At 62.3% G+C, this 24,572-nt stretch carries 23 protein-coding genes (1 of these 23 cut by a window edge); 9 read left to right on the forward strand and 14 right to left on the reverse strand.

Going from position 1 to position 24,572, the window contains the following annotated elements:
* The 6 genes from THIDRDRAFT_RS00300 to THIDRDRAFT_RS23455 form a co-directional block, all read right to left on the reverse strand.
* Window positions 1-699, reverse strand: the 5' portion of a protein-coding gene (locus THIDRDRAFT_RS00300; protein WP_007038773.1) for an efflux RND transporter periplasmic adaptor subunit. Its footprint begins 69 nt before the window's first position; the window shows 699 of its 768 coding nt (coding positions 1-699); the start codon lies at window positions 697-699; its stop codon lies beyond the left edge, outside the window.
* 3 nt (window positions 700-702) lie between these two features.
* The gene (locus THIDRDRAFT_RS00305) at window positions 703-1,677 is read right to left on the reverse strand and encodes a TolC family protein (protein ID WP_007038774.1); all 975 of its coding nucleotides are present in this window, start codon (window positions 1,675-1,677) and stop codon (window positions 703-705) included.
* Between the two features lie 196 nt (window positions 1,678-1,873).
* Window positions 1,874-2,815, reverse strand: a complete 942-nt coding sequence (locus tag THIDRDRAFT_RS00310; protein WP_007038775.1) for a glycosyltransferase family 2 protein — start codon at window positions 2,813-2,815, stop codon at window positions 1,874-1,876.
* Window positions 2,816-2,820: 5 nt separating this feature from the next.
* Entirely contained in the window at window positions 2,821-3,084 is a 264-nt protein-coding gene (locus THIDRDRAFT_RS00315) for a hypothetical protein (RefSeq protein WP_040843508.1), read from the reverse strand.
* Window positions 3,085-3,107: 23 nt separating this feature from the next.
* Window positions 3,108-6,338: a glycosyltransferase gene (locus THIDRDRAFT_RS23450; protein ID WP_007038777.1), complete on the reverse strand. Its 3,231-nt coding sequence runs from the start codon at window positions 6,336-6,338 to the stop codon at window positions 3,108-3,110.
* A gap of 58 nt (window positions 6,339-6,396) precedes the next feature.
* Window positions 6,397-7,494, reverse strand: a complete 1,098-nt coding sequence (locus tag THIDRDRAFT_RS23455) for a glycosyltransferase (protein ID WP_007038778.1) — start codon at window positions 7,492-7,494, stop codon at window positions 6,397-6,399.
* A 332-nt stretch (window positions 7,495-7,826) separates the two neighbouring features.
* On the opposite strand from THIDRDRAFT_RS23455, the gene THIDRDRAFT_RS00330 reads away from it, so the two are divergent.
* Genes THIDRDRAFT_RS00330 through THIDRDRAFT_RS00365 form a run of 8 tightly spaced genes read left to right on the forward strand, consistent with a single transcriptional unit; the run spans window position 7,827 to window position 14,072 of the window.
* On the forward strand, window positions 7,827-8,672 hold the full coding sequence (locus THIDRDRAFT_RS00330) for an META domain-containing protein (RefSeq protein WP_007038779.1): 846 nt from the start codon (window positions 7,827-7,829) through the stop codon (window positions 8,670-8,672).
* Window positions 8,673-8,731: 59 nt separating this feature from the next.
* Window positions 8,732-8,929: an LPS translocon maturation chaperone LptM gene (lptM, locus tag THIDRDRAFT_RS00335; RefSeq protein ID WP_007038780.1), complete on the forward strand. Its 198-nt coding sequence runs from the start codon at window positions 8,732-8,734 to the stop codon at window positions 8,927-8,929.
* A gap of 29 nt (window positions 8,930-8,958) precedes the next feature.
* A complete protein-coding gene (gene lysA / locus THIDRDRAFT_RS00340; RefSeq protein ID WP_007038781.1) occupies window positions 8,959-10,206 on the forward strand; it encodes a diaminopimelate decarboxylase in 1,248 nt (415 codons plus the stop codon).
* Entirely contained in the window at window positions 10,203-10,874 is a 672-nt protein-coding gene (locus THIDRDRAFT_RS00345; protein ID WP_007038782.1) for a class I SAM-dependent methyltransferase, read from the forward strand. Before lysA ends, THIDRDRAFT_RS00345 begins: the two co-directional genes overlap by 4 nt.
* On the forward strand, window positions 10,871-11,701 hold the full coding sequence (dapF, locus tag THIDRDRAFT_RS00350) for a diaminopimelate epimerase (RefSeq protein WP_007038783.1): 831 nt from the start codon (window positions 10,871-10,873) through the stop codon (window positions 11,699-11,701). The genes THIDRDRAFT_RS00345 and dapF overlap by 4 nt, the downstream gene beginning before the upstream one ends.
* A gap of 10 nt (window positions 11,702-11,711) precedes the next feature.
* Window positions 11,712-12,413 (forward strand): DUF484 family protein, encoded by a 702-nt coding sequence (locus THIDRDRAFT_RS00355; RefSeq protein ID WP_007038784.1) that lies wholly within the window; start codon window positions 11,712-11,714, stop codon window positions 12,411-12,413.
* Window positions 12,414-12,429: 16 nt separating this feature from the next.
* On the forward strand, window positions 12,430-13,395 hold the full coding sequence (gene xerC / locus THIDRDRAFT_RS00360) for a tyrosine recombinase XerC (protein ID WP_007038785.1): 966 nt from the start codon (window positions 12,430-12,432) through the stop codon (window positions 13,393-13,395).
* A gap of 14 nt (window positions 13,396-13,409) precedes the next feature.
* Window positions 13,410-14,072: a sulfotransferase family 2 domain-containing protein gene (locus tag THIDRDRAFT_RS00365; RefSeq protein ID WP_007038786.1), complete on the forward strand. Its 663-nt coding sequence runs from the start codon at window positions 13,410-13,412 to the stop codon at window positions 14,070-14,072.
* 112 nt (window positions 14,073-14,184) lie between these two features.
* Here THIDRDRAFT_RS00365 and THIDRDRAFT_RS00370 read toward each other — a convergent pair whose 3' ends face one another.
* Complete coding sequence (locus tag THIDRDRAFT_RS00370) at window positions 14,185-14,973, reverse strand: DUF2189 domain-containing protein (protein WP_007038787.1); 789 nt, start codon at window positions 14,971-14,973, stop codon at window positions 14,185-14,187.
* Between the two features lie 296 nt (window positions 14,974-15,269).
* Between THIDRDRAFT_RS00370 and THIDRDRAFT_RS00375 the strand changes: the two genes are divergently transcribed.
* Window positions 15,270-16,238 carry an MBL fold metallo-hydrolase gene (locus tag THIDRDRAFT_RS00375; RefSeq protein WP_007038788.1) on the forward strand — a complete coding sequence of 323 codons (969 nt, stop codon included), beginning with the start codon at window positions 15,270-15,272 and terminating at the stop codon, window positions 16,236-16,238.
* A 16-nt stretch (window positions 16,239-16,254) separates the two neighbouring features.
* Here the strand turns inward: THIDRDRAFT_RS00375 and THIDRDRAFT_RS00380 are convergent, their stop codons facing one another.
* The 7 genes from THIDRDRAFT_RS00380 to THIDRDRAFT_RS00410 form a co-directional block, all read right to left on the reverse strand.
* Window positions 16,255-16,452 (reverse strand): zinc-finger domain-containing protein, encoded by a 198-nt coding sequence (locus THIDRDRAFT_RS00380; protein ID WP_007038789.1) that lies wholly within the window; start codon window positions 16,450-16,452, stop codon window positions 16,255-16,257.
* Window positions 16,453-16,593: 141 nt separating this feature from the next.
* The gene (locus tag THIDRDRAFT_RS00385; protein WP_007038790.1) at window positions 16,594-17,517 is read right to left on the reverse strand and encodes a branched-chain amino acid transaminase; all 924 of its coding nucleotides are present in this window, start codon (window positions 17,515-17,517) and stop codon (window positions 16,594-16,596) included.
* 65 nt (window positions 17,518-17,582) lie between these two features.
* Complete coding sequence (gene glnE, locus THIDRDRAFT_RS00390; protein ID WP_007038791.1) at window positions 17,583-20,462, reverse strand: bifunctional [glutamate--ammonia ligase]-adenylyl-L-tyrosine phosphorylase/[glutamate--ammonia-ligase] adenylyltransferase; 2,880 nt, start codon at window positions 20,460-20,462, stop codon at window positions 17,583-17,585.
* Window positions 20,463-20,464: 2 nt separating this feature from the next.
* Window positions 20,465-21,376 carry a D-hexose-6-phosphate mutarotase gene (locus THIDRDRAFT_RS00395; protein WP_007038792.1) on the reverse strand — a complete coding sequence of 304 codons (912 nt, stop codon included), beginning with the start codon at window positions 21,374-21,376 and terminating at the stop codon, window positions 20,465-20,467.
* Window positions 21,377-21,561: 185 nt separating this feature from the next.
* Entirely contained in the window at window positions 21,562-23,214 is a 1,653-nt protein-coding gene (gene groL, locus THIDRDRAFT_RS00400; protein ID WP_007038793.1) for a chaperonin GroEL, read from the reverse strand.
* Window positions 23,215-23,279: 65 nt separating this feature from the next.
* Entirely contained in the window at window positions 23,280-23,570 is a 291-nt protein-coding gene (groES, locus tag THIDRDRAFT_RS00405) for a co-chaperone GroES (RefSeq protein ID WP_007038794.1), read from the reverse strand.
* A 312-nt stretch (window positions 23,571-23,882) separates the two neighbouring features.
* Window positions 23,883-24,308, reverse strand: coding sequence for an FxsA family protein (locus THIDRDRAFT_RS00410; protein ID WP_007038795.1), 426 nt, complete (start codon window positions 24,306-24,308; stop codon window positions 23,883-23,885).
* Between the last annotated feature and the right edge of the window lie 264 nt (window positions 24,309-24,572).

Genomic DNA, 24,572 nt, shown 5'->3' on the forward strand with positions numbered 1-24,572 from the left:
GTCCAGGTAATAGACGGCCCCCTCCAGCTCGACGCGAACCGATTGAACTCCACGACTGTAGACCCGCCCGTTGCGGATCGAGCCATTCACCTTCAACTGAACCCTTTGGTTCGGCTTGAAGGTCCGTAGAACATTGGCCGTCACCAGCGCTCGAGCCAACATCTGGCCGTCCGGCGCGATGACGATGAGCGGCTCCTGCTGGAGCGTCTTGTAGATCACCGCCCCCTTCCAGACGTGACGGGCCACGATGATGCCATCGAAAGGCGCCCGCAACTCCGTGCGCTCCAGCGCGACCGATCGGGATTCCTCGGCCGCCTTCGCGGCCTCCATCTCGGCAACGGCCGCCACCTGAACCAATTCGGCGTCCTTCAGTTCCTCGATGGCGATCAGACCGCGATCGAACAGTTCCTGGGAGCGCTTCAGCTCGCGCTGGGCCTTCTCGCCGGCAACCCGCGCGCGTGCCACGCGGGCACGGGCCTCCAGCAGCTGGGCCTTGGCTTCGCGTTGATCCATGCGCAACAGCAGATCGTCCGCCTTGACGTGCTGACCAGGGGCAACCTGGACATCCTCGACGACGCCGCTCTCGACCACGCGCATCTCGACCTCATGAACCCATTCGAGCCAGGCCTTCAAGGGAGGCCCCGCATCGGCCTCAAGGGTCACGAACAACAGCAGGCAGGCGATCGACCAATGGCGCATAGCTTACGGATCCTCGGTGATTGCTGTCCAAACCGGCTCGCCGATCAGCGCCCGGATCTCGGCCCAAGCCAGGAATCGACAATAGTCGACACGCTGCTCCTCGAATCGCCCCTCGGTCTGCTGGCTCATGGAATACCCCAGATCCGCCGTGACCTCTTGCTCATAGAGGGTACGACTTCGGTCGAGCCGAAGATCGTTCCACGACGATTCGACGCGGACACGCCGCATCGCCGCGTCCAGCAACTTCAATCGAAGCAGCAGACCGAACAACTGCTGGTCACGCTCACGCTCAATGCGCAGACGATCGACCTCATCTAGCCCATTCATCAAGGGGACGGATTCACCGGCAGCAGACACCTTGGACCGGAGTTCATCGAATGTTGGCACCGCTTCGGGGATCGGTGGCAGGGTTGGAACGGCCAGATCGCGCGGCAGTTCGCCGACGTCACCCAGCGACGCAGCAAGCAAGGCACGGGTCTGCTGTTGCCCGATCTCGCTGGCCGTACGGCGATGCAGGAATTGTTGATACACGCTTTCCAGTTCCAAGACGCTCAACTCGGAATACTGCCCCAGTTCGGCACGCGCCCTCGCGCGATCGAACTGCACGTAGGCGACGGCCATCGCCTCGCTCTCGGCGGCAAAGCGCTCATCCGCAAGCAGCACATCGAGGAAACGCTCCATCACGTCCAACTGGCGTGCCGCAAGCGGCGCCAGCACGGCGAATAGCGGCTGACTTCGAGCGGGATCGATCGCAGTTGTTTCAGCGAAGGCCAAGCGATCGCAGTCCAGATACAGTGATTGGCGACGCGGGAAAAGCGCCGAGAACTCGCTTGAGGCCGATGCTCCAGTTTGGGCCGTCACCCCCTGCAAGACGCCTCCCAAGGTGAGCGGACCAGAGCCAGCCCAAGCGGCGCCAGCTGTCCAGAACAGCAAACCCCACACGCCAAGGATGGTCAGTCGGTAGGTGCGGAGCGCCATAGGATCAATTCGTCTCCTGGAATCGAAGGATTCGGATCAAAGGCTTTTGCGACGCACGACGCGCGGAACGAATCCCACTGTCGAGCAGATGCGGAGGAATCTCCTATACCAGAGGCCGGCGCAAAAGGCGACACCCGGATACACGCGAATAGGCCAACACATCGCCGCCCGGAAGCATCGCTGGATCAAACCAGCCTTACCGATCGTGAGGGAAAGGCCCCTGAACTCCACGCAACGCATCCCAAACAGCCAAATACATCATCCTCAGATTCTCCCGACGCGGCGAAATCATCAGGCAGAAATAGAGCAGTTTAAACAGCGCCCGCGGAAAATCCTGGATCTTCCAAGCCCAAGGGGCGTAATGACGCGCATAGAGCTGGAACCGATTGCGGGTCTGGTAATACTGACGCAGTGGTTCATGTATATGGATGGGACCGATGTTATTCAGCATCGACACATAACGCGTCTGACTGCCAATCTGATGAAAAAGCACGGCATCGCACACACCAAAGAGTCGCAATCCAAAGTGCTGGGCGCGAAAACACCATTCCAAATCGATATTATCGATAAAAAGCGCATCCTCCGGCATACCAACGCGCTCGTAGACCCAGGCTGGAGCCAACAGACCGGAAGAGATCAGGAAATCGGTCCGCAACAGCCCACCAGATCCAGAACAATATCTTTTGAGCGCGGCATGGATCCTAAAGCGCACGAAGGGGATGGATTGATCGGACGGACCGCAAATCTTGCGCGGACCAACGGCCGCGACCGGCTCGCCTGCGGCGGAAAGTTGCTCATAGGCCTGCCTCAGCCGCTCGACCATGTCTGGCGCGGGCAAGCTGTCCTGATCAAGCAGAAGAATAAAATCGGCACCAGCTGCGAGTGCGGCCTGGATACCGAGCCGTTGAGCCGTTGCGAGCCCGAGATTTTCTTCGTTGACAACCAACCGCGCATCGAACACAGCTGTCTGCCGGCAAATCGCCTCTCGCTCCGACTGGCGCGAAGCATTGTCGATCACCACCACGAAATCCACTTGGAACGCGATTCGCTCCATCAGATCCGCGAACTCCTCGGGATCGGGATTGTAACTAACGATAATGGCGGCCACCGTCCCCGGCGTCGCTTTCGGCTCCACCATAGAATTCAGCGGCTCAACCGCTCGCGGATCGTCGCGATGACCATGATGAGCCCGACCGCATGGTGGAGCAGCCAACAGAGCAGCAGCTCGCTCCAGCGCGGTCTCGCCGTCACGGCCTGTGGTCGACGCCGATTGGCCAGGAGCCAGATCAGCCAAACACTGGCGTGTTGTAGCGTGTTGCAGCGAGCCAGGTCATCCGCCGGAGTGAAATAGCCACCGTAGATACCGGTCCTCTGACCTGCGGACGTATCTGTGCTGCGGAGGATCATAGGTCGCTGCTCGGTCATTTGAGTCATGGGCGCCGCCGGGCTAGATCTAGATAGCGTAAAAGCGAATTGAGCCCAGGCATTCCCGTCAGTCGTCCTGAGCCATACACCCAATTCGAGGTGCGCAACCGTCTAACGAATCGACGTGGTCTCAGCAAATCCCAAATGCGAAGGCGGTCCTCGTGCAGAAACATGACCGAGTCGTACCCGAAGTCCTCCGAATGGGTAATCTGCATCAGAGTCCGGGCCTCTTCTCGGGTCGGATGCGCAACTAAACGATCGATCAGGGTCATCACAAAGGGCCTGATCTCCTCAAACCCGTAGCCGGTCAGGCGCACCGCATGGACGAAACCGTCAGCGAATGCAAGCGCCCCGGAGCGAAAGTCCTCAATGCGCGGATTCATGTCCAACTCGGCGCGACGATCTGCGGCTGTATCCTCTTTCAAAATCGGCTCCACACGTCCGTCATTGCCTCGCACATAACCGAGCGTGGTGGCATGCAACGCACGCGCGCCTTCCTCGAAGAGCTCTTCGAAGCGCGAGACGGCGTCTTCGAGCTGATTGCCGCGCCGCACATCATAGAGCAGGCCGAAGAGACTATTGCACTCTGGGTCGAAGCTGTGCCGGATCCCATGCACCCAGCCCATGTAGAGACCGAAGACATGCGGATAATCCGGCCGTTTCGAGAAGGCGTCCTGGAAATAGCGCTGACTGGAACCATTCCAGCCGATGTCCACCAGCCCCACCCGCGCGGCCGAGAAGAAGCCCTTCTGCTCCAGATACTCTTCCAAGAGAGCGCGACGTTCGCTGCCGAGTCGCTTGACCACCGCCTGAAAATCGGGATCCTCAATGAGCGCGCGATACTGCGGCGAATGCCAATCATGGATGGGCGCGTCGAGCACATAACCATGACGCGCGGCAACCGCCTCCAGAGACTCGGGCGGAATATCAAAGGTCCGACATAGACTGGAAAGCCCACGCTGCTTCGGGTTGTAGAGCGGCGCGAGGCTGGTTTCGTAGGACAAGCCATCGGCCAGAACGGCGGGCGCGGTGGATTTGCGCGAGACGCTCAGATACTCGACCGCCGGCATCTCTTCGGGCTCCATGAGCCGCGAGGCCAAGACCTCGAACAGACGCATGAACAGCTCGCCCTCGCGCGCCAGGAAGAAGAGCCGCTCAATTCGATGCTCGCGAACCTTTTCAATCACACCCAGGGTGAAGGCGCAGAACACGGGGCCGAGAAAGGAATAACCGAGGTCGAACGCGGCCCCGCGATCCGGTCCCGGTGGGATGAGCTGCAATAGATGACGGCCGCGCCAATAGGGATTGCGAATGGCCAGCCTGGCGTGACCACGCAGAATGGTACGACGGCGATTGTTGGCCCGGTCGTCCAGCCAGAGACTGCGGATGCCGAGCCGTGACGGCACGCCGACATCCGAATGCGCGTTATCTCCGATGTGAAGCACGCGACTGGCCTCGACCCCCTGCTCATCCAAAACATGATGGAAGAGCCGACCGGTATGCTTTCCGATACCCGTGTCGGAGGAAACGTAGATACGCTCGATGAAGGCCATGAGCCCCATCTGTCCGAGCAATGTCTCCAGATGCGCCTGATCCAAATACATGTCGGACACGGCGATGAGGCGCAACCCGCGCTCACGCAACCCCGCCAGCAGCGACATGATTCCAGGCTTCACATAGAGACAATCTGACTCGGCTCGCAGCTCCTCGGCGACAATCCAATCCGCAAGCGCGCGGTCCGGTTGCCCCACCAGCAAACGCGCCATCTCGGCGGCCAAATCCGAGAAACGGCACTCGTGATCGAGCGACTCGGCAAGACGCTCACGGCGCAGGCGCCCCTCCACCTCGTCGCGCAAGGAAAGCAGCTCGGCCAAAGAGCGCTCCTGACCGTAATGAACGCTCAGATGTCTGGCCAACCCTCGCGCGCCGATGATCTTGACGTGATCCGGCGGGTCGATCAGGCGCTCAAGAAGAGTGTCGAAGATATCGAAGGAGACCAGTTCGACGCCCGCCAGAGACTCCTCGATCATGCGCCCAAGCTCGGAAACGTCGCGCGCACGCGGTGCGCGCTTGACGCGCACCAGCGATCCCGCCCGGCGAGCCGCCCGCACGACGCGGGCCGCCATGCGCCAAGCCCGAAAGGCCGGATGCCGATGCAATCGCTCCAAGTCGCCATGGGCTCGCGTCAGGGCATCCTCCCGCGCCGCGAGCAACCCGCCAAGATGCTCCCGCTCGGCGTCCAATGCGCGATTGGCCGCGTCCAGCGACTGGTTCACCCGATGCAGGTCGGCGTTGGCATCCGTCAGCGAACGATTGATCCGGTTCAGCTCTTCGTTACCCGCGTGCAACCCCTGATTGGCCGCATTCAGCGCATCGTTCGCGTCGGCCAGGCCATCGATCGTTCGCTGCATCGTCTGGCGTCTGTGCTCGCGATCGAGCTTGACGATATAGCGCTTGATACGATTGAGATACTCAATGCCGGGACGCGTCTCCTCGCCAAGCACACGCGGCAAATAGCGACGCAACAGAACATCCGTCTCCAGATTGGCCAGAAGCGGCTGCTTGAGGATGGTATTGGCCCCATGCAACCGATAGTCGAGCAAAGGCTCCCCGATGAGGAAGCCCAGCTTCAATCCCGAGGTGGTGCTGGCGCGCAGTAGATACTCGTAGTCCAGCACGTAATTCAAAGGCCGAAAACCACCGAGAATCTCGTAGGCGCGTCGGCTCATGAAGCAGTTGGAGGTCGTGATCGACCAATTTCCGCATAAGAGCGCCCGCGCCGGATCGCCCTCCTCCAGGTAACGTCTCTTGAGATCGGCATACCAACGCAACCACCAGTGACTGGGATCACGAATCTCCTCGCCCTGGGCATCGATCAGCCGCAGATCGCTGAGCACAAGATCGAGCCCGTCCGCTCGACTCGCGTCCAAGAGCCGCACCAGACGTCGAGGGTGAAAGACGTCGTCCGAATTGAGTATCGCCAGATAGTCGCCGGTCGCCAGGGAAAGCCCTCGATTAATCGTACTCCAGGCGCCCTGGTTATCCTGGGTCTCGACATGCAGCCTCGGGTCTTCGATGCTGGAGAGGATTTTCAGCGTGTCATCGCTGGAGCCATCGTCGATCGCGATGACCTCGAGCCTCACATCCTCTTGCTCCAAAGCGGAACGTACCGCCGCTTCGACATAGCGCGCGTGCTCGAAGGCGGGGATGATGACTGAGATCAGCGGCGAGGACATGTCACACTTCATAAATCGATGAATAACGTGAAGGGCTCAGGTTCATAGCCTGAATGCATCAGTGACGCGCCCGATGGCTCCGAGATGGACCTACTGGCTGATCCAGCGGGGACGGGAGCATAACGGAAAACTCAGCCGGACCACCCCTTCCTCGACGCAAATACCCGAAAAGCCAGCGCAGCGGCGCGGTCAGGCGCCACGACCGCGAGCGCGTCAGTACACTCAAGGCATCCTGACAACGGCGCGCGGCCTGGGCATGCCGCTCCTGGCTGATCGACAAGTCCCGGCAGAACTCCGGGATCTGTACCGAGGCATCCTCGGCGTTCAGCGTCGACAACCCGAGCGCCGACAGCTCCGCTTGCAATCGCTCCATAAAGCGATGCTGTCGCGCCAGCTCCATCAATTCCAAGAACGACTCGGGGCTTATGCGCACGCACCATTTGGCAGCCAGAACGCGCGCATGGGCCTCGACCTCTGTGGCCGGCGCACTCACCCCGAATCCCGCGCCCGCATCGATTCGATAAAAGGCGGTCACCACCGACCGCTCGGCGAAATCCGTGTGCTGGGCGACTTGCAGCCAAAAATCCCAGTCCTCGAAACGATCCAAATCGGGGTCGAAGCGGCAACCGGCGTCCAGCAGCGAACGCGCGAAGAGCACCGTATGGATTGGCAGAAAGTTGCCCGCAAGCAACTTCGCGCGCCCGAAGGATTCGCCAAAGCGCTGCGGAAGCAGACGACCATTCGCATCGACCACCTGGCAATGGCTATAACTCGCCCGCGCGCCACTCGCGCCGATCGCCGCCCAAAGCTCCTCCAGATGGCTCGGAGCCACATAATCGTCGTCATCGAGTAACAGAAGCCAATCACCCCGCGCTGCCATGAGCCCATGGTTTGCCGCCAGCGACCGCTGTAGCGGCACGTCAGAATCGAGCAAACGCACCCGTAGGCCACGATACCCGCCGGGAAGCGGGCGATGCCCCGCCCCCTTGGCGTTGACGACCAGGCACTCGATTCGGGGATACGTCTGGGCGGCGATGCTGTCCAGTGCCTCGACAAGGGTATCTCGATCGATGCTGCGAATGACGACGCTGATCAGGGGCCGATGGAACCCGTCACCCTCCGATGTCGACGCCGCTGGATCTGAGCAATCAGTCACGCGAAGACGCCCTATATCGGAGCACGACGGCGAATGAGAAAGCGGCCAACGGCCGAACCCGAATTTTCTCCACCCATGCGCCATCCATAAGGAAAAGGAGGGCAAGTCTAGAGATCGGGCGGCCGTAAGACAAGCCAAGCGTCGACCTCTAACAACATCCGCCTGGGGCTGCTGGGGGCTCTCAATCACGCATTCCTGCAATAGACTGAATCCAACACTCGGCCAAGCTCAAAAATCGACTCGATCGTCGGATGCCTATCCGTCAACCAAACGTCTTGAGGCGCACCAACGACGCCTTGATCGAGCCCAACCCACAATAAGGAATCCGTCTCATGCATCGACCCTCATCTCACCTACTCATCGCCGCCGGTTTAACATGGCTCGTCCAGACCGCGCTCGCCGCCCCCCATTCAGCTCCGTCTCCTGCCCTTACCGAGTCGGCACTCGCGAACACCGCCTGGCAGCTGGTCGGCTATCGCTCGGATGATGGTTTCACCCAGATACCAGAGGACGCCAAACCGGCACTATTCCGTTTCGAGAAGCGCCGCATGTCTGGCAACATAGGCTGCAATCAGATCTCCGGAGCCTATAACGCAAACGGAGAGGACATGAGGTTCGATATCGGGATGGCCGCAAGCCGACGCGGCTGCTCCAAACCGCTCATGCGCCAGGAACGAGCCATCCTCTCCGCCTTGCCACAGGTCGTCTCCTACCGCATCGAAGGCGATCGGCTCCTGATGCTCGACGCCGCAGGTCAGGAGCTCCTGAAATTCCATGCTGCAAGCCACTCGCCATTGGTCGGGCACGTATGGCAACTGAAGGAGTACGACAACGGCTCTGGGAACCTCATCGCGCCACTCAAGGGCGCCGGAATCGACCTGACCTTTCTCGACACCGGAGTGCTGGGCGGCTCGGATGGATGCAACCGGTATATGAGCGGCTATCTCTCGGATGAGACCCATCTCCACATCGGACCCATCGCCACGACCCGCGTCGCCTGCCCCAAGACCGATGGACGGGCCGAGCAGGCAAGCGCCTACGCGGCGGCACTCGGCAAGGTGGCCGGATTCGAGATCGATGATGAACGCGGACTCACCCTACTCTCGACCGCGAGCACGCCGCTCGCACGCTACCGTGCGTTGGAGGCGAGTCCGTCCGCGACCAAGTCCAACCCCTGACCGCGTCTCGGGATGTATACTGCCGCCTTCGGTCACAACCCTCCAGCACGAGGTGCCCCATGTTCTGCTGGGCTCGTTACCTTTTCATCGCCCTCGTCACGGCGCTCGGAATCCTGAGCATGCTTGGCGCTTGCGGTCAGAAGGGACCGCTTTATCTGCCCGAGGACGCCCCCGCACAAGACGGCGGGAAGGAATCGGACGTCCCGGCCGCGCCTGCGGCACCAAGCACGTCCGAATCCCAGCCCGATCAACCTTAAGCCCAACCTTTGCTCCGACTCGACGCCGAATGGATCACTTCAACGAACGCGATGGCATCCTCCACGCCGAGGACGTACCACTCACCGAGATCGCCGAACGCTTCGGCACGCCATGCTACGTCTATTCCAAGGCCACGCTCGAACGCCATTGGCGCGCCTTCGACCGTGCCTTCCGCGACCATCCGCATCTGGTCTGTTTCGCCGTTAAGTCGAACTCCAACCTGGCCGTTCTGAATGTTCTGGCCCGACTTGGTTCGGGATTCGACATCGTTTCGGGCGGTGAACTGGAACGGGTCCTGGCCGCCGGTGGCGACCCAGCCAAGGTGGTGTTCTCAGGCGTCGGCAAGCGCGAGGACGAGATCCAGCGTGCGCTGCAGGTCGGCATCCGCTGCTTCAACGTCGAGTCCGAGTCCGAGCTGTTGCGCATCGACCGCATCGCCGGCGAACTCGGGCTCAAGGCGCCAATCTCGCTGCGCGTCAATCCGGACGTCGACGCCCAGACCCATCCCTACATTTCCACGGGACTGAAGGAGAACAAATTCGGCATCGACATCCGCGTCGCCGAATCCGTCTATACCCAGGCCGCATCGCTGGCGAACATCCGCATCTGCGGTATCGACTGCCACATCGGCTCCCAGCTGACCGACCTGGCACCCTTCGTCGACGCGCTGGACCGCGTGCTGCTCCTAGCCGACCGGCTGTGCGCCGCCGGCATCGCCATCGAGCATCTCGATCTCGGCGGTGGTCTCGGCATTCGCTATCGCGATGAGCAGCCGCCCGAACCGGCCGCCTATGCCGCCGCCATGAGCTACCGACTCGCCGAGCGTCCCTACGAGGTCATCCTGGAGCCCGGACGCGCCATCGCCGGCAACGCGGGTGTCCTTCTGACCCGCGTCGAGCATCTCAAGCACACCGATCATCGCCATTTCGCCATCCTGGACGCGGCTATGAACGACCTGCTGCGACCGGCGCTCTATCAGGCCAATCAGGACATCGTCCGGGTGGTCGGCGCAAGCGATGCCGAGCCGGCCCGTTACGACCTGGTCGGCCCCGTGTGCGAGACCGGCGATTTCCTCGGCAAGGAGCGCCTGCTCCCGCTGAACGAGGGCGATCTGCTGGCGGTGCGCGGCAGCGGCGCCTACGGCTTCACCATGAGTTCCAACTACAACAGCCGCCCTCGGGTGGCCGAGATCATGGTCGACGGCACCGAGGCCCATCTGGTGCGCGAGCGCGAGACGATCGCCAGCCTCTTCGCCGGAGAAAGGACACTGCCGTGAAGCGCCGCCCCGAACCCGAGCTGATGGACTCTGCCGAGCAGGCGCTCGCCTATGCGAAGGCCGATTTCGCCGCATCCAACAGCCTCTTCATCAAGCTTCTGAAACGTCTCGATCCGGGCGCGCTCAAGGGGGCGACCGCACTCGATATCGGCTGCGGCCCGGCCGACATCGTCACACGCTTCCTGCGTGCCTACCCGCACGCCAGATGCGACGCGCTCGACGGTTCGCAGCCCATGCTCGACCTGGCCCAGGAGACGCTCGACAAGCTGCCGGGCATCGCCTCGCGCTGCCGTCTGATCCACGACACCATCCCCTCGGCACAACTGCCGAGCAGGCATTACGATCTGGTGCTCTCCAACAGCCTGCTGCACCATCTGCCCGACCCCCAGGTGCTCTGGCAAAGCATCAAGGAAACCGCCAAACCTGGGGCGCCGGTCTTGGTCATGGACTTGATGCGACCGAGCTCGGCCGCCTGGATCGAGGCATTGGTTGCAACCTACGTCGACGGCGAGCCCGAGATCCTGCGCGCCGATTTCCGCAATTCGCTATTCGCGGCCTTCGAGCCCAAGGAAGTCACCGAGCAACTCGAAGAGGCGGGATTGCCTTGTCTTGAGGTCGCCGTCGTCAGCGATCGTCACCTAGCCGTGATGGGGCGACTGCCGGCATGAGACTACGTTTCACCAAGATGCAGGGGCTGGGCAACGACTTCGTCGTCTTCGACGCCATCTCCCAGACGATCGATCCGGATCCGACCTGGATTCGCCACCTCGCCGACCGCCGCTTCGGGGTCGGCTGCGACCAGATCCTGCTGGTCGAGTCGCCACGACTGCCCGACACTGATTTCCATTACCGGATCTTCAACGCCGACGGATCCGAGGTCGAGCAGTGCGGCAACGGCGCGCGCTGCTTCGCCCGATTCGTCCGTGATCGGGGCCTGACCGACAAGGACGAGATCCCGGTCGGCACGGCTGCAGGCGCCATCCGCCTCTATCTAGGACCCGACGATCAGGTCCGAGTCGACATGGGCGTACCAATCCTCGAGCCGGCGAAAATCCCCTTCGTCGCCGACACCCAGGCGAGCACCTATGAGCTGGAGGTCGATGACCACCAGCTGACCGTCGGCGCCGTTTCCATGGGAAACCCGCACGCGGTTTTGCTGGTGGAGGATGTCGATCGGGCTCCGGTCGAGCACCTAGGGCCGCTGATCGAGGTCCACCCGCGTTTTCCGCAGCGCGTCAACGTGGGCTTCATGCAGATCCTGGATCCGGGCCATGCCCGTCTGCGCGTCTTCGAGCGCGGTGCGGGCGAGACACTCGCCTGCGGAACCGGCGCCTGCGCAGCCATGGTCAGCGGCCAGCTGCGCGGATTGCTCGAAGACCGGGTCCAGATCAAATTGCCGGGCGGGACTCTTGTGATAGAGTGGTCCGGCCCCGGAGAGACACTCTGGATGACCGGACCAGCCGAATCCGTCTTCCACGGCGAGATCGAGCGATAAGAGGCCAAGCGTGAATCGTCAGCAAGCCGAGCATGCGGCACCGGAAAATCGTGACCTCGAACCTCTAGTCAGCGACTACCTGCTACGCAACCCTTCCTTCTTCGAGCGACGAACGGACATCCTCGCCGCGATCCAAGTCCCGCACCTCATCGACGGAGCCACCTCGCTCATCGAATATCAGGTTCGCGTCCTGCGCAAGCAATTGGAGGCCGACCGCAACCATCTGGCGCATCTGATCGCGCGTGCCCGTGAATACGAGACGCTCGCCAGCCGCCTGCACGCACTCGTGCTGCAACTGATCTCGGCCAAGGATTCCGACCATCTGTGCGATATCATCAAGGATGCCATGTTGCGCGAATTCCATGCCGAGGCGGTATCGATCCGTCTGTTCGCGATCGCCCCGAACGCGGAGGATGCGCTCCCGGATCCACTGATCGCGGCCTTCCATGAGTTTCTGGACTGCGAGCACGCGCTCTGCGGTCCAGTGGACACTGAGAAAGCGACCCTGCTCTTCGGCGAAGAGGCCGTCGACATCCAGGCGGCGGCCTTGGTCCCGATCCAAACCGCAACCCAATCTGGCGTGCTGGCGATCGGCAGCTCGGACCCGGAGCGCTTCCACCCGGACATGGGAACCGACTTCCTCGATCAGCTCGGCGAAATCGTCAGTCACAAGCTCCGCTCGCTGCCGTCCAGCGACACCGATCGACACTGAAACCAGCGACCCGCGCATGACTGCGCCAGACGTATCCAGCACAGGCCCCTCCGAACCGGACGATTCGACAGGCTCTCCAATTCGGGCGGAATCGCTCAACCGCATTGACGCCTTCATCGGCCATCTCGGCAGCGAGCGCCGACTCTCGCCCCATACGCTGACCAACTACCGGCGCGACCTGGAACAGATCGCGGGCTGGTCCGCCATCCATCTCGACCGACCGATCGACCATCTGCACGAGCCCGACGTGCGCCAGTACGTCGCCTGGCGTCACCGCAATGGCGTCTCGGGCAAGACACTACAGCGCGAACTCTCAAGCCTCCGCAGCCTCTACCGCTGGCTGCTGCGCGAAGGGCTCGCCAAGATCAATCCGGCGATTGGCGTACGCGCGCCCAAGACACCGCGCAAGCTGCCCGCCACGCTCGACGCGGACCAGCTATGCGCCCTGCTGAATCGTCCCGAGGACGAACTGCTGGCGATCCGCGATACCGCCATGATCGAACTGCTCTATTCCTCCGGACTGCGCCTGGCCGAACTGGTCGCCGTGAATCTCGGCGAGATCGACATGAACGAGGGCGAACTCTCTGTCCTCGGCAAAGGCAGCAAGACGCGCCGCCTTCCGGTCGGCGCCAAGGCGCGCGAGGCGATCCAGTCCTGGCTACGCGTGCGGGCCAACCTCGCGAATCCGGACGAACCGGCGCTCTTCGTCAGCAGTCGGGGAACGCGGATCAAACCGCGCACAGTGCAGAAACGCCTGGAGCAGTGGGCGCAGGAACGGGATGCGACACGCCATCTGCATCCACATCTGCTCAGACACAGCTTCGCCACCCATCTACTCGAATCATCGGGAGATCTGCGCGCCGTGCAGGAACTGCTCGGCCATGCCGACATCGGCACGACCCAGATCTATACCCACCTGGATTTCCAACACCTGGCGCAAGTCTATGACCAGGCTCATCCGCGCGCTAAGAAAAAGACCTGAACGAACCCATCCGCATGCTGCTGTCACCCAAACACCAATTTCTGTTCGTCCACATCGCCAAAACCGGCGGCACCAGCGTCCGCAAGGCGCTCGAAGGGATGCGTTGGCGCGATCCCTGGTACTACCCCATGTTTCTCTGCAGCCGGTTCAGCCATCTGAGCGGACATCGCCTCGGAACCAAGCTGCCGCGTCACGCCAAGATCATCGCCGCCCAGGAACTGCTGCCCAAGGACTACTTCGACGGCCTGTTCAAGTTCGCCTTCGTGCGCAATCCCTGGGACCTACAGGTCAGCTCCTTCCACCACATCCGGCGCGAGCGCCCGCATTATCTCGGCGGACGGGAAACCTTCGAGGATTTCCTGCGCTGGAAGCTGGATCCCAAGCGTCCCTACCAGTACCACATCGACACCTCCATCACCCTGCAAACCGACTATCTGATCGATCTGCGCGGACGCATTCTGGTCGACTTCATCGGCCGCTACGAGAATCTGCATCAGGATTTCGAGACCGCCTGCGCACGCATCGGCATCCAGCCACCCGCCCTACCCCACGCGCGTCAGGCCAAGGACCGCAAGCAGGACTATCGGGGCTATTACAATAACGCGACCGCCGAACTGGTCGCCCAGCACTTCGCCCGCGACATCGAGTTGCTCGGCTACCGCTTCGATCCGGACTGATGTCGAGTCGGACGATTCGGAATATCTGCACCGCAAAGGCGCAAAGAACGCGAAGAATATCAATGACTCCCCTTTGCGCCCTTCGCGCCTTTGCGGTTCTAATTCCACTTGGTCAGTCGCTCGGGACCAGATCCCGGTAGGCGTGCCAGGTGGCGTGCCCAACCAGCGGAACGGCGACGAACAGACCCAAATAGAAGGTAACGAGCCCGGCACCCACGATCAGCACGATCAGGCTCGCCCACAACAGCATCGCCGCCCAGTTCTCGCGCACGACCTCGACGCTCTTACGCATCGCGGTCAGCACATCGACCCGACGGTCGATCAGCATGGGGACGGTGATAGCGCTGATGCAAAAGACGCCTGCTGCGAACAGTGCCCCGAGCAGGGTCACCGCCAGCAGGATGAGATTGTGCTCACCCGAGAGGAAGAGCGCGGGAAAGAGATCGTCCAAGGTCGGGAAGGTGTCGTCATAGAGCATGAGCACCAGTACGACCGAAACCAGCATCCAGGTCTGAAGAATCAGGAACTGGATCCCCATCAGCATCCCCAACTGCCCCTGATTGCGCCTGAAGGCGTCCAGCGCCTGACAACGCGTCAGCGGTTGCCCGCACTCCAGGTTCGCGCTCATGCGATAGAGACCGATCGCCAGCAGTGGAGCGACCAGGAAGAACCCAGCGGCCAGGAACGGCACCAGAAAGGTCAGATGCCCCAGGACCATGACCGAGGTCAGCGCGATACTGAGCAGCACGATCCCAGCGCCATAGGTCAGACTGTAGACGGGAGCCGACTTGAGATCGCGCCATCCCTTGGCAAGCCATTGCCAGGGATGATCCAGACCGATGCGAGCGGATCTAGAAACACGAGAAAAAACGGGACGATAGGCGAGCCCGAGGCTGCTCATGATGGGTTTCCTCCTAACTGTATCTGCTTATTGTTGGAACTGCGGCGGGATGGGATCGAGCGCGACGGCTGCCGACCGCATTCTCAATCCTCAAGATTGAAGCCTAGAAGCAATCCGGAAAATAGCAAAATGAAAACGTCGGGTTTGCGCGACCAAGGAACCTTCTAGCCGGGAGTCACTCTCAAACGCCGCCGGAAAATGCCGCCGCCCCCATTCTTCGTTTAGACTGGCCGGCCCATTTCGGATGACCTCAGGGCGATCGCATCGCATCGCCCACACGCCTTGGAGCCATCGTCATGCAGCACGCACCTTTCGAGCAGATCGCCGACGGCATCTATTGCATCGAGACCGGTCTCTACCGGCACGGTCTCGCGGCCTGCTATCTCATACGTTCGGAGGATCGACTGGCCTTCGTCGACACAGGCACGGACCACACGGCCCCGGGCCTATTGGGCGTCGTCGCCGCGATCGGGCTAACACCCGAGCACGTCGACTATGTGATCCCAACTCATGTGCACCTGGACCACGCCGGAGGCGCGGGACGCCTGATGGCGGCCTGTCCGAACGCCCGCTTGGTCGTGCACCCCAATGGGGTCCGGCACATGGTGGATCCCAGCAAGCTGATCGCCGGGGCGACCGCAGTCTATGGCGAGGACGGCTTCAAAAAGGACTATGGAACGCTGATCCCGGTACCCGAGGAACGGGTGATCGCCGCCGAGGACGGCCAGACCTTCGCGCTCGGAAGCCGCACCCTGACCTTCGTCGACACCCCGGGACATGCCAATCATCACGGCTGCATCCTAGACTCGGTCACGCAGGGGTTCTTCACCGGAGACACCTTCGGCATCGCCTATCGCGAATTCGAAACCGCCAAGGGACCCTGGATGTTCGCACCGGCAACCCCGGTCGCCTTCGATCCAGACGCCTGGATGGCAAGCCTCGACAAACTGATGGCCTTCCAACCTCAGGCGATGTACCTGACCCACTATGGCCCGGTCAAGAACCCGGCTGCTCTGGTGGACAATCTGCGTCAGAGCATCCGCGATCTGGCGAGCTTGGCGCTCGTCGAGGAGGGTCGGGGCGACCCCGAACGCAAGGAGCGGCTCAAGACGGCCATCACCCAGTATCTGATCAAGGGCGCACAGGCGCACGGCGTCGACTACGAGAACGCACGGATTCGCGAACTCTTGACGCTCGACACCGAGCTCAATTCACAGGGATTGGAGGTCTGGCTGAAACGGCGCGAGAAACGCGCCGCAGCCTGAGCCGAATGACGGAGGCTCAGTCGACCAGCTGATACCGTGCCCCGCAATAGGGGCACACGCAGGTCTGGTCGACCTCATCCTCGATCGGCAGATAGACACGCGGATGCATGTTCCACACAGGCGCATCGGGCCGTGGACAGGACAACGGCAGATCCTTGCGGGCGACCTGGATCGGCGACTGCTCGGACTGCGTGGCAATGGCTGGATTGGTCATGGTCTTGGATCTCCCTCGTGTGTGCTGATGGTCGAACCCCCGAGCGGAACCGGCGCCGGCCGCATGCGGCGAACGGCGTCGATTCGGCATCCCGGAGGTATCAGTCGCGGAACAGGGCACATCCCACGATTCGGCATGGCGTCAGACCAGCGCCAGCCACTCCGGATGCTGATCGCGCCGGCCGTGGACCTGATCGAAATAGAGGGTCTGCAAGCGCTCGGTGATGGGACCACGGGTACCAGCGCCGATCGCCCGACCGTCGATCTCTCGGATCGGCGTCACCTCGGCGGCCGTTCCAGTAAAGAAGGCCTCGTCCGCGATATAGACCTCGTCGCGCGTAATACGCCGCTCGACTACCTTCAGGCCCAACTCCTCGCACAGCGTCATCACGGTTCGACGGGTAATGCCGTCCAGCGCCGAGGTCAGGTCCGGGGTGTAGAGAACGCCGTCGCGCACGATGAACACGTTCTCGCCACTGCCTTCCATCACGTATCCAGAGGCATCGAGCAACAACGCCTCGTCATAGCCATCGCGCTGCGCCTCTTGGAGCGCCAGCATGGAGTTCATGTAATTGCCGTTGGCCTTGGCCCGACACATGGTGATGTTCACATGATGACGGGTGAAAGAGGACACCTTGATGCGGATACCGTTCCGCATGTTTTCCTCGCCCAGATAGGAGCCCCAGGACCAGGCCGCCACCATGCAGTGGACGTTCAGGTTGTCCGCGCGCAGCCCCATGCCTTCGGCACCGTAGAAGCACATGGGACGAATGTAGGCCGACTCGAGACCGTTCTCGCGCACCACGGCACACTGGGCCTGGTTCAGGGTCTCGCGGTCCCAAGGCATGGGCATGCCCAGAATGTGCGCCGAATTGAAGAGGCGATCGGTATGCTCCTGCAAGCGGAAGATGGCCGCGCCCTTCGGCGTCTGGTACGCCCGGACTCCCTCGAAGACGCCCATGCCATAATGCAGGGTGTGGGTGAGTACGTGGGTCTTGGCTTCACGCCAGGGCACCATTTCACCGTCCAGCCAGATGAGGCCGTCACGGTCAGCCATCGTCGCCATTGTTCAACTCCACTTTGCCCGAGTCACTCTCGGGCTCGATAATTTCGAGAGGTTCTGCGGCGCAGTCACGCGTCCAGTACCGATCCGTCTTCCATCAGATCATGCCATAGGGTTCGAACCCGCTCGCGTTCGGCCAGCAGTTGGTCGACGGGGATGGTCTTGGGCTGCTCCTGCAGCGCGCCCCGATGATAGGCCGCGCGCAGTGCCTTGTAAGCCTCAGCGAGATCTTCGGCGGACTGACCCGGCAACAGATCGAGCTGCGCCAGTGTCTCCAACAAACGGATATTGTCGGTCCAGTCCACAAGCGCTGGGTACGCCGCCGCCCAACGCAGGACAGCGTATTGAACCATAAACTCGATGTCCGCAATACCTCCAGCGCCCTGTTTCAGGTCGAAACGGCCGTCGCGGGTCTTGTCGAGATTGGCGCGCATCTTGGCACGCATGTCGCGCACCTCGATACGCAGCCGCTCCGGGTCGCGCTCGCGACAGAGGATCGCGCGACGCACCTCGGCGAAGCGCCGCATCAGCGCCGGATCCCCCGCCACCGGACGCGCTCGGATCAGCGCCTGATGCTCCCAGGTCCAGGCCTCCGACTCCTGATAGGCGGCGAATGATCCGATCGAGCGCACCAGCATGCCCTTGGCGCCGTCGGGACGCAGACGCATGTCGACCTCGTAAAGGGCCCCAGAGGCCGTTTGGGTGGTCATCATGTGAATCATGCGCTGACCGAGCCGGGCATAGAACTGCTCGTTGCTGATCTCCTTTTGCCCGTCGGTCATAGCATTGATCGACTCGGTACCATGCAGGAACACCAGATCCAGATCGGACCCATAGCCCAGCTCGATCCCGCCGAGCTTGCCGTAACCCAAAACCAGGAACCCCGTTGTCTCGCCCAGGATGGACGTCGGATGGCCGTGGCGGACGCTCAGGTGCGCATAGGCCTGCTCCAACACACGCCCGACCGCCACCTCGGCAATCTCGGTGAGATAGTCGCTCACCACCATCAGCGGAATGACCTCGGTCAGATCGGCCGCCGCCACCCGCAGCATGTTGCCCTGGGCGAACTGATGCAGACGCTCCATCTGCTGCTCCAGATCCTCCGAGTCGACATGCGCGAGCAAGGCATCGAGTTCGGACTCCAGCTCATCGCGGCGCAGTGGCGCGTAGAGACGGCGTGGGTCGATCAGTTCGTCGAGCAGCAACGGATGATGCTGGATCTTGTCGGTGAACCAGGGGCTCATGCTGGCGAGACGCGCGAGCTGCGAGAGGATGCTGGGATGCTCGATCATCATGGCCAGATAGGCGGTCCGGCGCGCCACCGCCTCCAGCACCAGCAGCACGCGACCCAGCGCGGCATCGGGCAGATCGCATCCGGCGACGATCCGCAGCACCTGCGGCATCAGCTGGGCGAGACGATCGCGGCCGCGACTGCTCAAGCCCTTGCGCGCCGTGCCGTCGCGGAAGTGCTCGATCCGGGTACGCGCCGCCGCCGGGTCGACGAATCCGGCGTCCTCCAGAATCGACAGCTCCCGCATCTCGTCCTGATCGCCGTTCCAGAGCGCCACCCAGGCGGAACCGCCTCTGTCCGGCTCCTGGACGGGCGCGGCGAAGACATGATCGAAATGCCCCTGCACCACACGGCGATGCTCCTCCAGGACCACCGCGAACGCGGCCCAGTCGGAGAATCCCATGGAACGCGCAAGACGCGCCCGCCCCTGATCGTCCTCCGGCAGCGTATGGGTCTGCTTGTCGCGATGGGCCTGGAGGCGGTTCTCGACCAGACGCAGAAAACCATAGGCCGTATCGAGTTCGACGACCGCCTCGGCCGGCATCAGCTCACGCTCCGCCAGCAAGGCGAGCACCTGGAGGATGGGGCGCACCTGGAGATCGGGGTCGCGACCGCCGCGTACCAGCTGGAACGCCTGACCGATGAACTCGATCTCGCGGATGCCGCCCGGCCCGAGCTTGATGTTGCCCTCCATGCCGCGCCGATTGAGTTCCTTGACGATCATCTGCTTGAGATCGCGCAAGGATTCGAAGGCTCCGAAATCCAGATAGCGACGATAGACGAAGGGCCGCAGCATCCCCATCAGGGCGTCCACATCGTCCGGATCGCCCGCCACCGGACGCGCCTTGATCATGGCGTAGCGTTCCCACTCGCGCGCCTGAGACTGGTAGTAATCCTCCATCGCCTGGAAGCTCATGGCCAGCGGACCGACCTCACCGAACGGGCGCAGACGCGTATCGACGCGGAAAACGAAACCGTCGATGGTCTTGGTCGCCAGCGCCTGGACCAGACGCTGGCCCAACCGCACGAAGAACTGCTCGTTGCTCAAGACACGCGGACCACCCTCGACCTCGCCGCCATGAGCGAAGGCGAAGATGAGATCGATATCCGAGCTGAGATTGAGTTCGCGCGCGCCCAATTTGCCCATGCCCAGCACGACCATCCGCAGCGCCCGCCCCTCTGGATCGCGCGGGGTTCCAAGCTCGGCACAGGTCCAGTCGTGGAGCAGATCCAGTGTGCGACGGATGCAGACATCGGCCAGCTCGGACAGATCCTCCAGGGTTTCGGCGAGCGGCGCCAGCTGACCGATGTCGCGCCAGATGATGCGAACCATCTCGCGACGCCGGAACAGCCGCAGCGCCTTGTGCAGCGCGGGCTCACCCTCGACCTCGGCCAGAGCCGCCGCCAGACGCGCATCCAGATCGCCCGCCCCATAGGAGCGCGCCAGATCGCCACTCGCGATCAGCTCGGCGAATTCATCGGGATGACGCTGCACCGAGACGGCGACGTACTCGCTCGCATCCCACACCCGCTCACGGATTCGAGCGAAGTCACCGTCTGCGGACACCATGACGCCATTCTCATCGGCCCAAGCCAGCCAATCGCGCCAATGGGATTCCATCATCGGATCGACTGGATTGGTCTCGTTACTGGACATCTTCAGAGCTCCTCAATGCGGTAGTCGGCGGCCAGGGTGAAGGCGCCCTCGGGTGGAATCGCGATCACCTCGGACGCCGCATTGACCGTCTCGACACAGATAAACCGTCTGTAGTCGTCATCGTCCAGGTCCTCCATGGCGCGCGCCGATTCGATCCAGGGATTCCAGACCACGCAGGTACGGCTGTTGTGCCCCTGGATCCAGATGCGCCGCCCGAGCCCGGGATCCAGGATGCTCAGACGCGATGGCACCGACTCATAGATGCGATTGACCTCGCCCGTCACACCCAGATCGCCGGCCTGAACGACAACCCGCTCCCGAGCATCGGCGGCATAGTCCAGGTAGGAACAGCCGTCCAGGCCCTCGACCCGCAGCCGCGCCAGATCGCCGATCCGGAAATAGGCATGCAGCCCCTGGGTGACGTGCAACACCGAGGCGTCGAGATTGTGTGTGGTCAGCGCGACCGAGAGCGTCGCCCCAACCCGGATCTCCACCTCCAGCGCGAAGTCATGCGGCCAAGCCGAGCGCGTCCGCGCGTCCGAGACGAGCCGCATCCGGACCCGGGTCGATCCATCCGCGCATGTCTCGCAGAGCGTCGGCGACCACTCGAATAGACGGGCGAACCCATGAATGACCCGTTCGGGATCCGCCGGATCGCGACCGAACCAGGGCCAGCAAATGGGAACACCGCCCTTGATCTCCAGCCCAGGAGTGCGATGGGCGCGCTCGCCGACAAACAGCAGATCGTTCCTCGCCGTCCTCGGACGATAGGCCAACAGCTGACCACCCTGGGTCGTGAGCGTCGCCGTCGCCAACGGGTTGGCGATTTCGATCATCGTCAAACCACCCCGCCCTTCGACGAAGCGTAGCGTATCGGGGATGCCGAACTCGGCATTCAAGGCGGAGCAATCCAAGACGCCTCCTCGCGGCATGACTGCACGGTGGATATCGATAAGGAATCTCGATCGAGCGATTATAGGGTTCGGACGAAGACTCCCGAGTCGAGGAGAAGGCTCGAAGCGATCGATCGCCGTCGACATTCAAACAAAAAAGCCCCGCCGAGGCGGGGCTTTTCGACTTCAGGCCGAGAGACCTGGGCTTACATCATGCCCATGCCGCCCATGCCGCCCATGCCGCCCATATCGCCGCCCGGCATTGCCGGGGCGTCTTCCTTGGGCTCATCAGCGATCATGGCCTCGGTGGTGATCATGAGACCAGCAACCGAAGCGGCGTTCTGCAGCGCGGAGCGGGTCACCTTGGTCGGATCCAGGATACCCATCTCGACCATGTCGCCATACTCGCCGTTGGCGGCATTGTAGCCGTAGTTGCCGGTACCCTCGGAGGACACCTTGTGCATGATGACGGACGGCTCTTCGCCGGCGTTGGAGACGATCTGACGCAGCGGCTCTTCCATCGCGCGACGGGCGATCGCGATGCCGACGTCCTGATCGTGGTTGGAACCCGTGAGGTCCTTGACGGCAGCGATGGCGCGCACCAGGGCAACACCACCACCGGGGACGATGCCTTCCTCGACTGCGGCGCGGGTCGCGTGCAGTGCGTCCTCGACGCGTGCCTTCTTCTCCTTCATCTCGATCTCGGTGGCTGCGCCAACCTTGATGACGGCAACACCGCCAGCCAGCTTGGCCAGACGCTCTTGCAGCTTCTCACGATCGTAGTCGGAGCTGGTCTCCTCGACCTGGGCGCGGACCTGCTCGCAACGAGCCTGGATGTCCTGCTCGGAGCCGGCGCCATCGATGATGGTGGTCTCGTCCTTGCCGACCTGAACCTTCTTGGCGGTACCCAGATCGTTGAGGGTCGCCTTCTCCAGCGACAGACCGACTTCCTCGGAGATGACGGTGGCGCCGGTCAGGATAGCGATGTCCTGCAGCATGGCCTTGCGACGGTCGCCGAAGCCAGGAGCCTTGACGGCGCACACCTTGACGATACCGCGGATGGTGTTGACGACCAGGGTCGCCAGGGCCTCGCCCTCGACGTCCTCAGCGATGATCAGCAGCGGCTTGCCGGCCTTGGCGACGGCCTCGAGCACGGGGAGCAGATCACGGATGTTCGAGATCTTCTTGTCGAACAGCAGGATGTACGGAGCTTCGAGCTCGGCGCTCTGGCTCTGCTGGTTGTTGATGAAGTAGGGCGAGAGGTAGCCGCGATCGAACTGCATACCCTCGACGACGTCCAGCTCGTTTTGCAGAGAGGTGCCATCTTCAACGGTGATGACGCCTTCCTTGCCGACCTTCCCCATCGCCTCGGCGATGATGTTGCCGATCGAGTCGTCCGAGTTGGCGGAGATGGTACCGACCTGGGCGATCGCCTTGCTCTCGGTGCAAGGCTTGGAGAGCTTACGCAGCTCTGCGGTGGCGGCCTCGACGGCCTTGTCCATGCCGCGCTTGAGGTCCATCGGGTTCATGCCGGCGGCGACCGCCTTCAGACCCTCGCGCACCATGGCCTGAGCCAGAACGGTCGCGGTGGTGGTACCGTCACCGGCGATGTCGGAGGTCTTGGAGGCGACTTCCTTGACCATCTGGGCGCCCATGTTCTCGAACTTGTCCTTGAGTTCGATTTCCTTCGCGACGGAGACGCCGTCCTTGGTGACGGTCGGCGCGCCGAAGGACTTCTCCAGCACCACGTTGCGGCCCTTGGGACCCAGGGTAACCTTAACGGCGTTGGCGAGGACGTTGACGCCCTCCATCATACGGGCACGGGCATCGCCGCCGAACTTCACGTCTTTTGCGCTCATTCTCTAAATTCCTCGATTGGATTCGTTATCAGTGGGTCGGTGAATGTCAGACCGGGCGGAGGGCTTCAGCCCTCGACGACACCCATGATGTCTTCTTCGCGCATGACCAGGAATTCCTGGCCGTCGAGCTTGACCTCGGTGCCGGAATACTTTCCGAACAGGACGCGATCGCCGACCTTGACGTCGAGGGGACGGGCTTCGCCGCTCTCAAGGATCTTGCCCTTGCCGACGGCAATGATCTCGCCCTGAATCGGCTTCTCGGTTGCCGAATCGGGGATCACGATGCCAGCAGCGGTCGTGCGCTCCTCTTCCATGCGACGGACGACGACGCGATCATGCAAAGGACGGATATTCATGTTGGATCTCCTCGTAGCGTTGAGAAGTGGTTGGTATGGGTGCCCAAGATTTTAAAGACTTCGCAGCCCGACCTTGTTAGCACTCACCTGAAACGAGTGCTAATGGTAGAGCGAAATCTTCAGGTGTCAAGGCTTGAGTCGACGGACAGGTCGAGGGACTTGCAGAAACCGGCAAGGGAAGTAGGGAAGGAACGACGGCTCGGCACGCGCCAAGAGCCCCCACCGACAGCGACGTCGACGGAAAACCGCCGTGCAAACAAGACGAGGGAGCCGTCCACACTCGACGGCTCCACGTGCATCAGCCGCGAAACGTCAGTCCTCGCGGCGATAATCGCCCTCGATGACGCGCGGCCCCCGATCGGGACCCTGTCCGGGATAGCGCGAGGCGGGAGCCACTCGAACGAAACGAGCGACCACCCAGCGACGCAAAGGCGGTACGAGCAGAAGGAAGCCGAGGGCGTCGGTCATAAAGCCCGGCAGCAAGAGGAAGAGACCGGCGGCCAGAATGAGTGCGCCGTCCATGACCTCGAGCGCCGGCACCTCGCCCCGGTCCATCATGTCGCGCACGCGCAGCAACAGACCGAAGCCCTGGAGACGCACCAGCCAGGTGCCGATGATGGCGGTGAGGATTGACAGCGCGATCGTGGGCAGCGCCCCGATTTCGCCGCCGACCTGGATCAGGAAATAGAGTTCGATCAGCGGCAGACCGATGAACAAGGCTAAGATGATGAGCGGCATGAATGTCTCTCTAAACGATAGATTCGGCCGTGGAGGCCGCCGTTCCTTCAGAGTCGATCCGTCCGAAACCGTTCCCAACCCTCGGTGACGGAGATCGGGGTCGACCCGATGCATGATTGAGCCGAACCATACCCATCCGACCTGATAAAGTCCAAGGGCCGTCTCACAACGAAACCTCTCGCGGTGATCGCCATCAAAGCCCTGGTCGATTCTCGACTCATCCGAACAGGCGGCAATCCAGCGCCCACCGACAGCGACTCGAAG

The sequence above is a fragment of the Thiorhodococcus drewsii AZ1 genome (genome assembly GCF_000224065.1).
In the GTDB taxonomy this organism is placed as follows: domain Bacteria; phylum Pseudomonadota; class Gammaproteobacteria; order Chromatiales; family Chromatiaceae; genus Imhoffiella; species Imhoffiella drewsii.

What these genes read in the sequence shown, in the direction of transcription:
- xerC (WP_007038785.1), top strand. Translation starts at nt 12,430, where the DNA reads ATGACTGCGCCAGACGTATCCAGCACAGGCCCCTCCGAACCGGACGAT.
- THIDRDRAFT_RS23450 (WP_007038777.1), bottom strand. Translation starts at nt 6,338, where the DNA reads ATGTCCTCGCCGCTGATCTCAGTCATCATCCCCGCCTTCGAGCACGCG.
- lysA (WP_007038781.1), top strand. Translation starts at nt 8,959, where the DNA reads ATGGATCACTTCAACGAACGCGATGGCATCCTCCACGCCGAGGACGTA.
- THIDRDRAFT_RS00370 (WP_007038787.1), bottom strand. Translation starts at nt 14,973, where the DNA reads ATGAGCAGCCTCGGGCTCGCCTATCGTCCCGTTTTTTCTCGTGTTTCT.
- groL (WP_007038793.1), bottom strand. Translation starts at nt 23,214, where the DNA reads ATGAGCGCAAAAGACGTGAAGTTCGGCGGCGATGCCCGTGCCCGTATG.
- groES (WP_007038794.1), bottom strand. Translation starts at nt 23,570, where the DNA reads ATGAATATCCGTCCTTTGCATGATCGCGTCGTCGTCCGTCGCATGGAA.
- THIDRDRAFT_RS00305 (WP_007038774.1), bottom strand. Translation starts at nt 1,677, where the DNA reads ATGGCGCTCCGCACCTACCGACTGACCATCCTTGGCGTGTGGGGTTTG.
- THIDRDRAFT_RS00380 (WP_007038789.1), bottom strand. Translation starts at nt 16,452, where the DNA reads ATGACCAATCCAGCCATTGCCACGCAGTCCGAGCAGTCGCCGATCCAG.
- THIDRDRAFT_RS00385 (WP_007038790.1), bottom strand. Translation starts at nt 17,517, where the DNA reads ATGGCGACGATGGCTGACCGTGACGGCCTCATCTGGCTGGACGGTGAA.
- THIDRDRAFT_RS00375 (WP_007038788.1), top strand. Translation starts at nt 15,270, where the DNA reads ATGCAGCACGCACCTTTCGAGCAGATCGCCGACGGCATCTATTGCATC.
- lptM (WP_007038780.1), top strand. Translation starts at nt 8,732, where the DNA reads ATGTTCTGCTGGGCTCGTTACCTTTTCATCGCCCTCGTCACGGCGCTC.
- THIDRDRAFT_RS00410 (WP_007038795.1), bottom strand. Translation starts at nt 24,308, where the DNA reads ATGCCGCTCATCATCTTAGCCTTGTTCATCGGTCTGCCGCTGATCGAA.
- THIDRDRAFT_RS00330 (WP_007038779.1), top strand. Translation starts at nt 7,827, where the DNA reads ATGCATCGACCCTCATCTCACCTACTCATCGCCGCCGGTTTAACATGG.
- glnE (WP_007038791.1), bottom strand. Translation starts at nt 20,462, where the DNA reads ATGTCCAGTAACGAGACCAATCCAGTCGATCCGATGATGGAATCCCAT.
- dapF (WP_007038783.1), top strand. Translation starts at nt 10,871, where the DNA reads ATGAGACTACGTTTCACCAAGATGCAGGGGCTGGGCAACGACTTCGTC.
- THIDRDRAFT_RS00365 (WP_007038786.1), top strand. Translation starts at nt 13,410, where the DNA reads ATGCTGCTGTCACCCAAACACCAATTTCTGTTCGTCCACATCGCCAAA.
- THIDRDRAFT_RS00310 (WP_007038775.1), bottom strand. Translation starts at nt 2,815, where the DNA reads ATGGTGGAGCCGAAAGCGACGCCGGGGACGGTGGCCGCCATTATCGTT.
- THIDRDRAFT_RS00315 (WP_040843508.1), bottom strand. Translation starts at nt 3,084, where the DNA reads ATGATCCTCCGCAGCACAGATACGTCCGCAGGTCAGAGGACCGGTATC.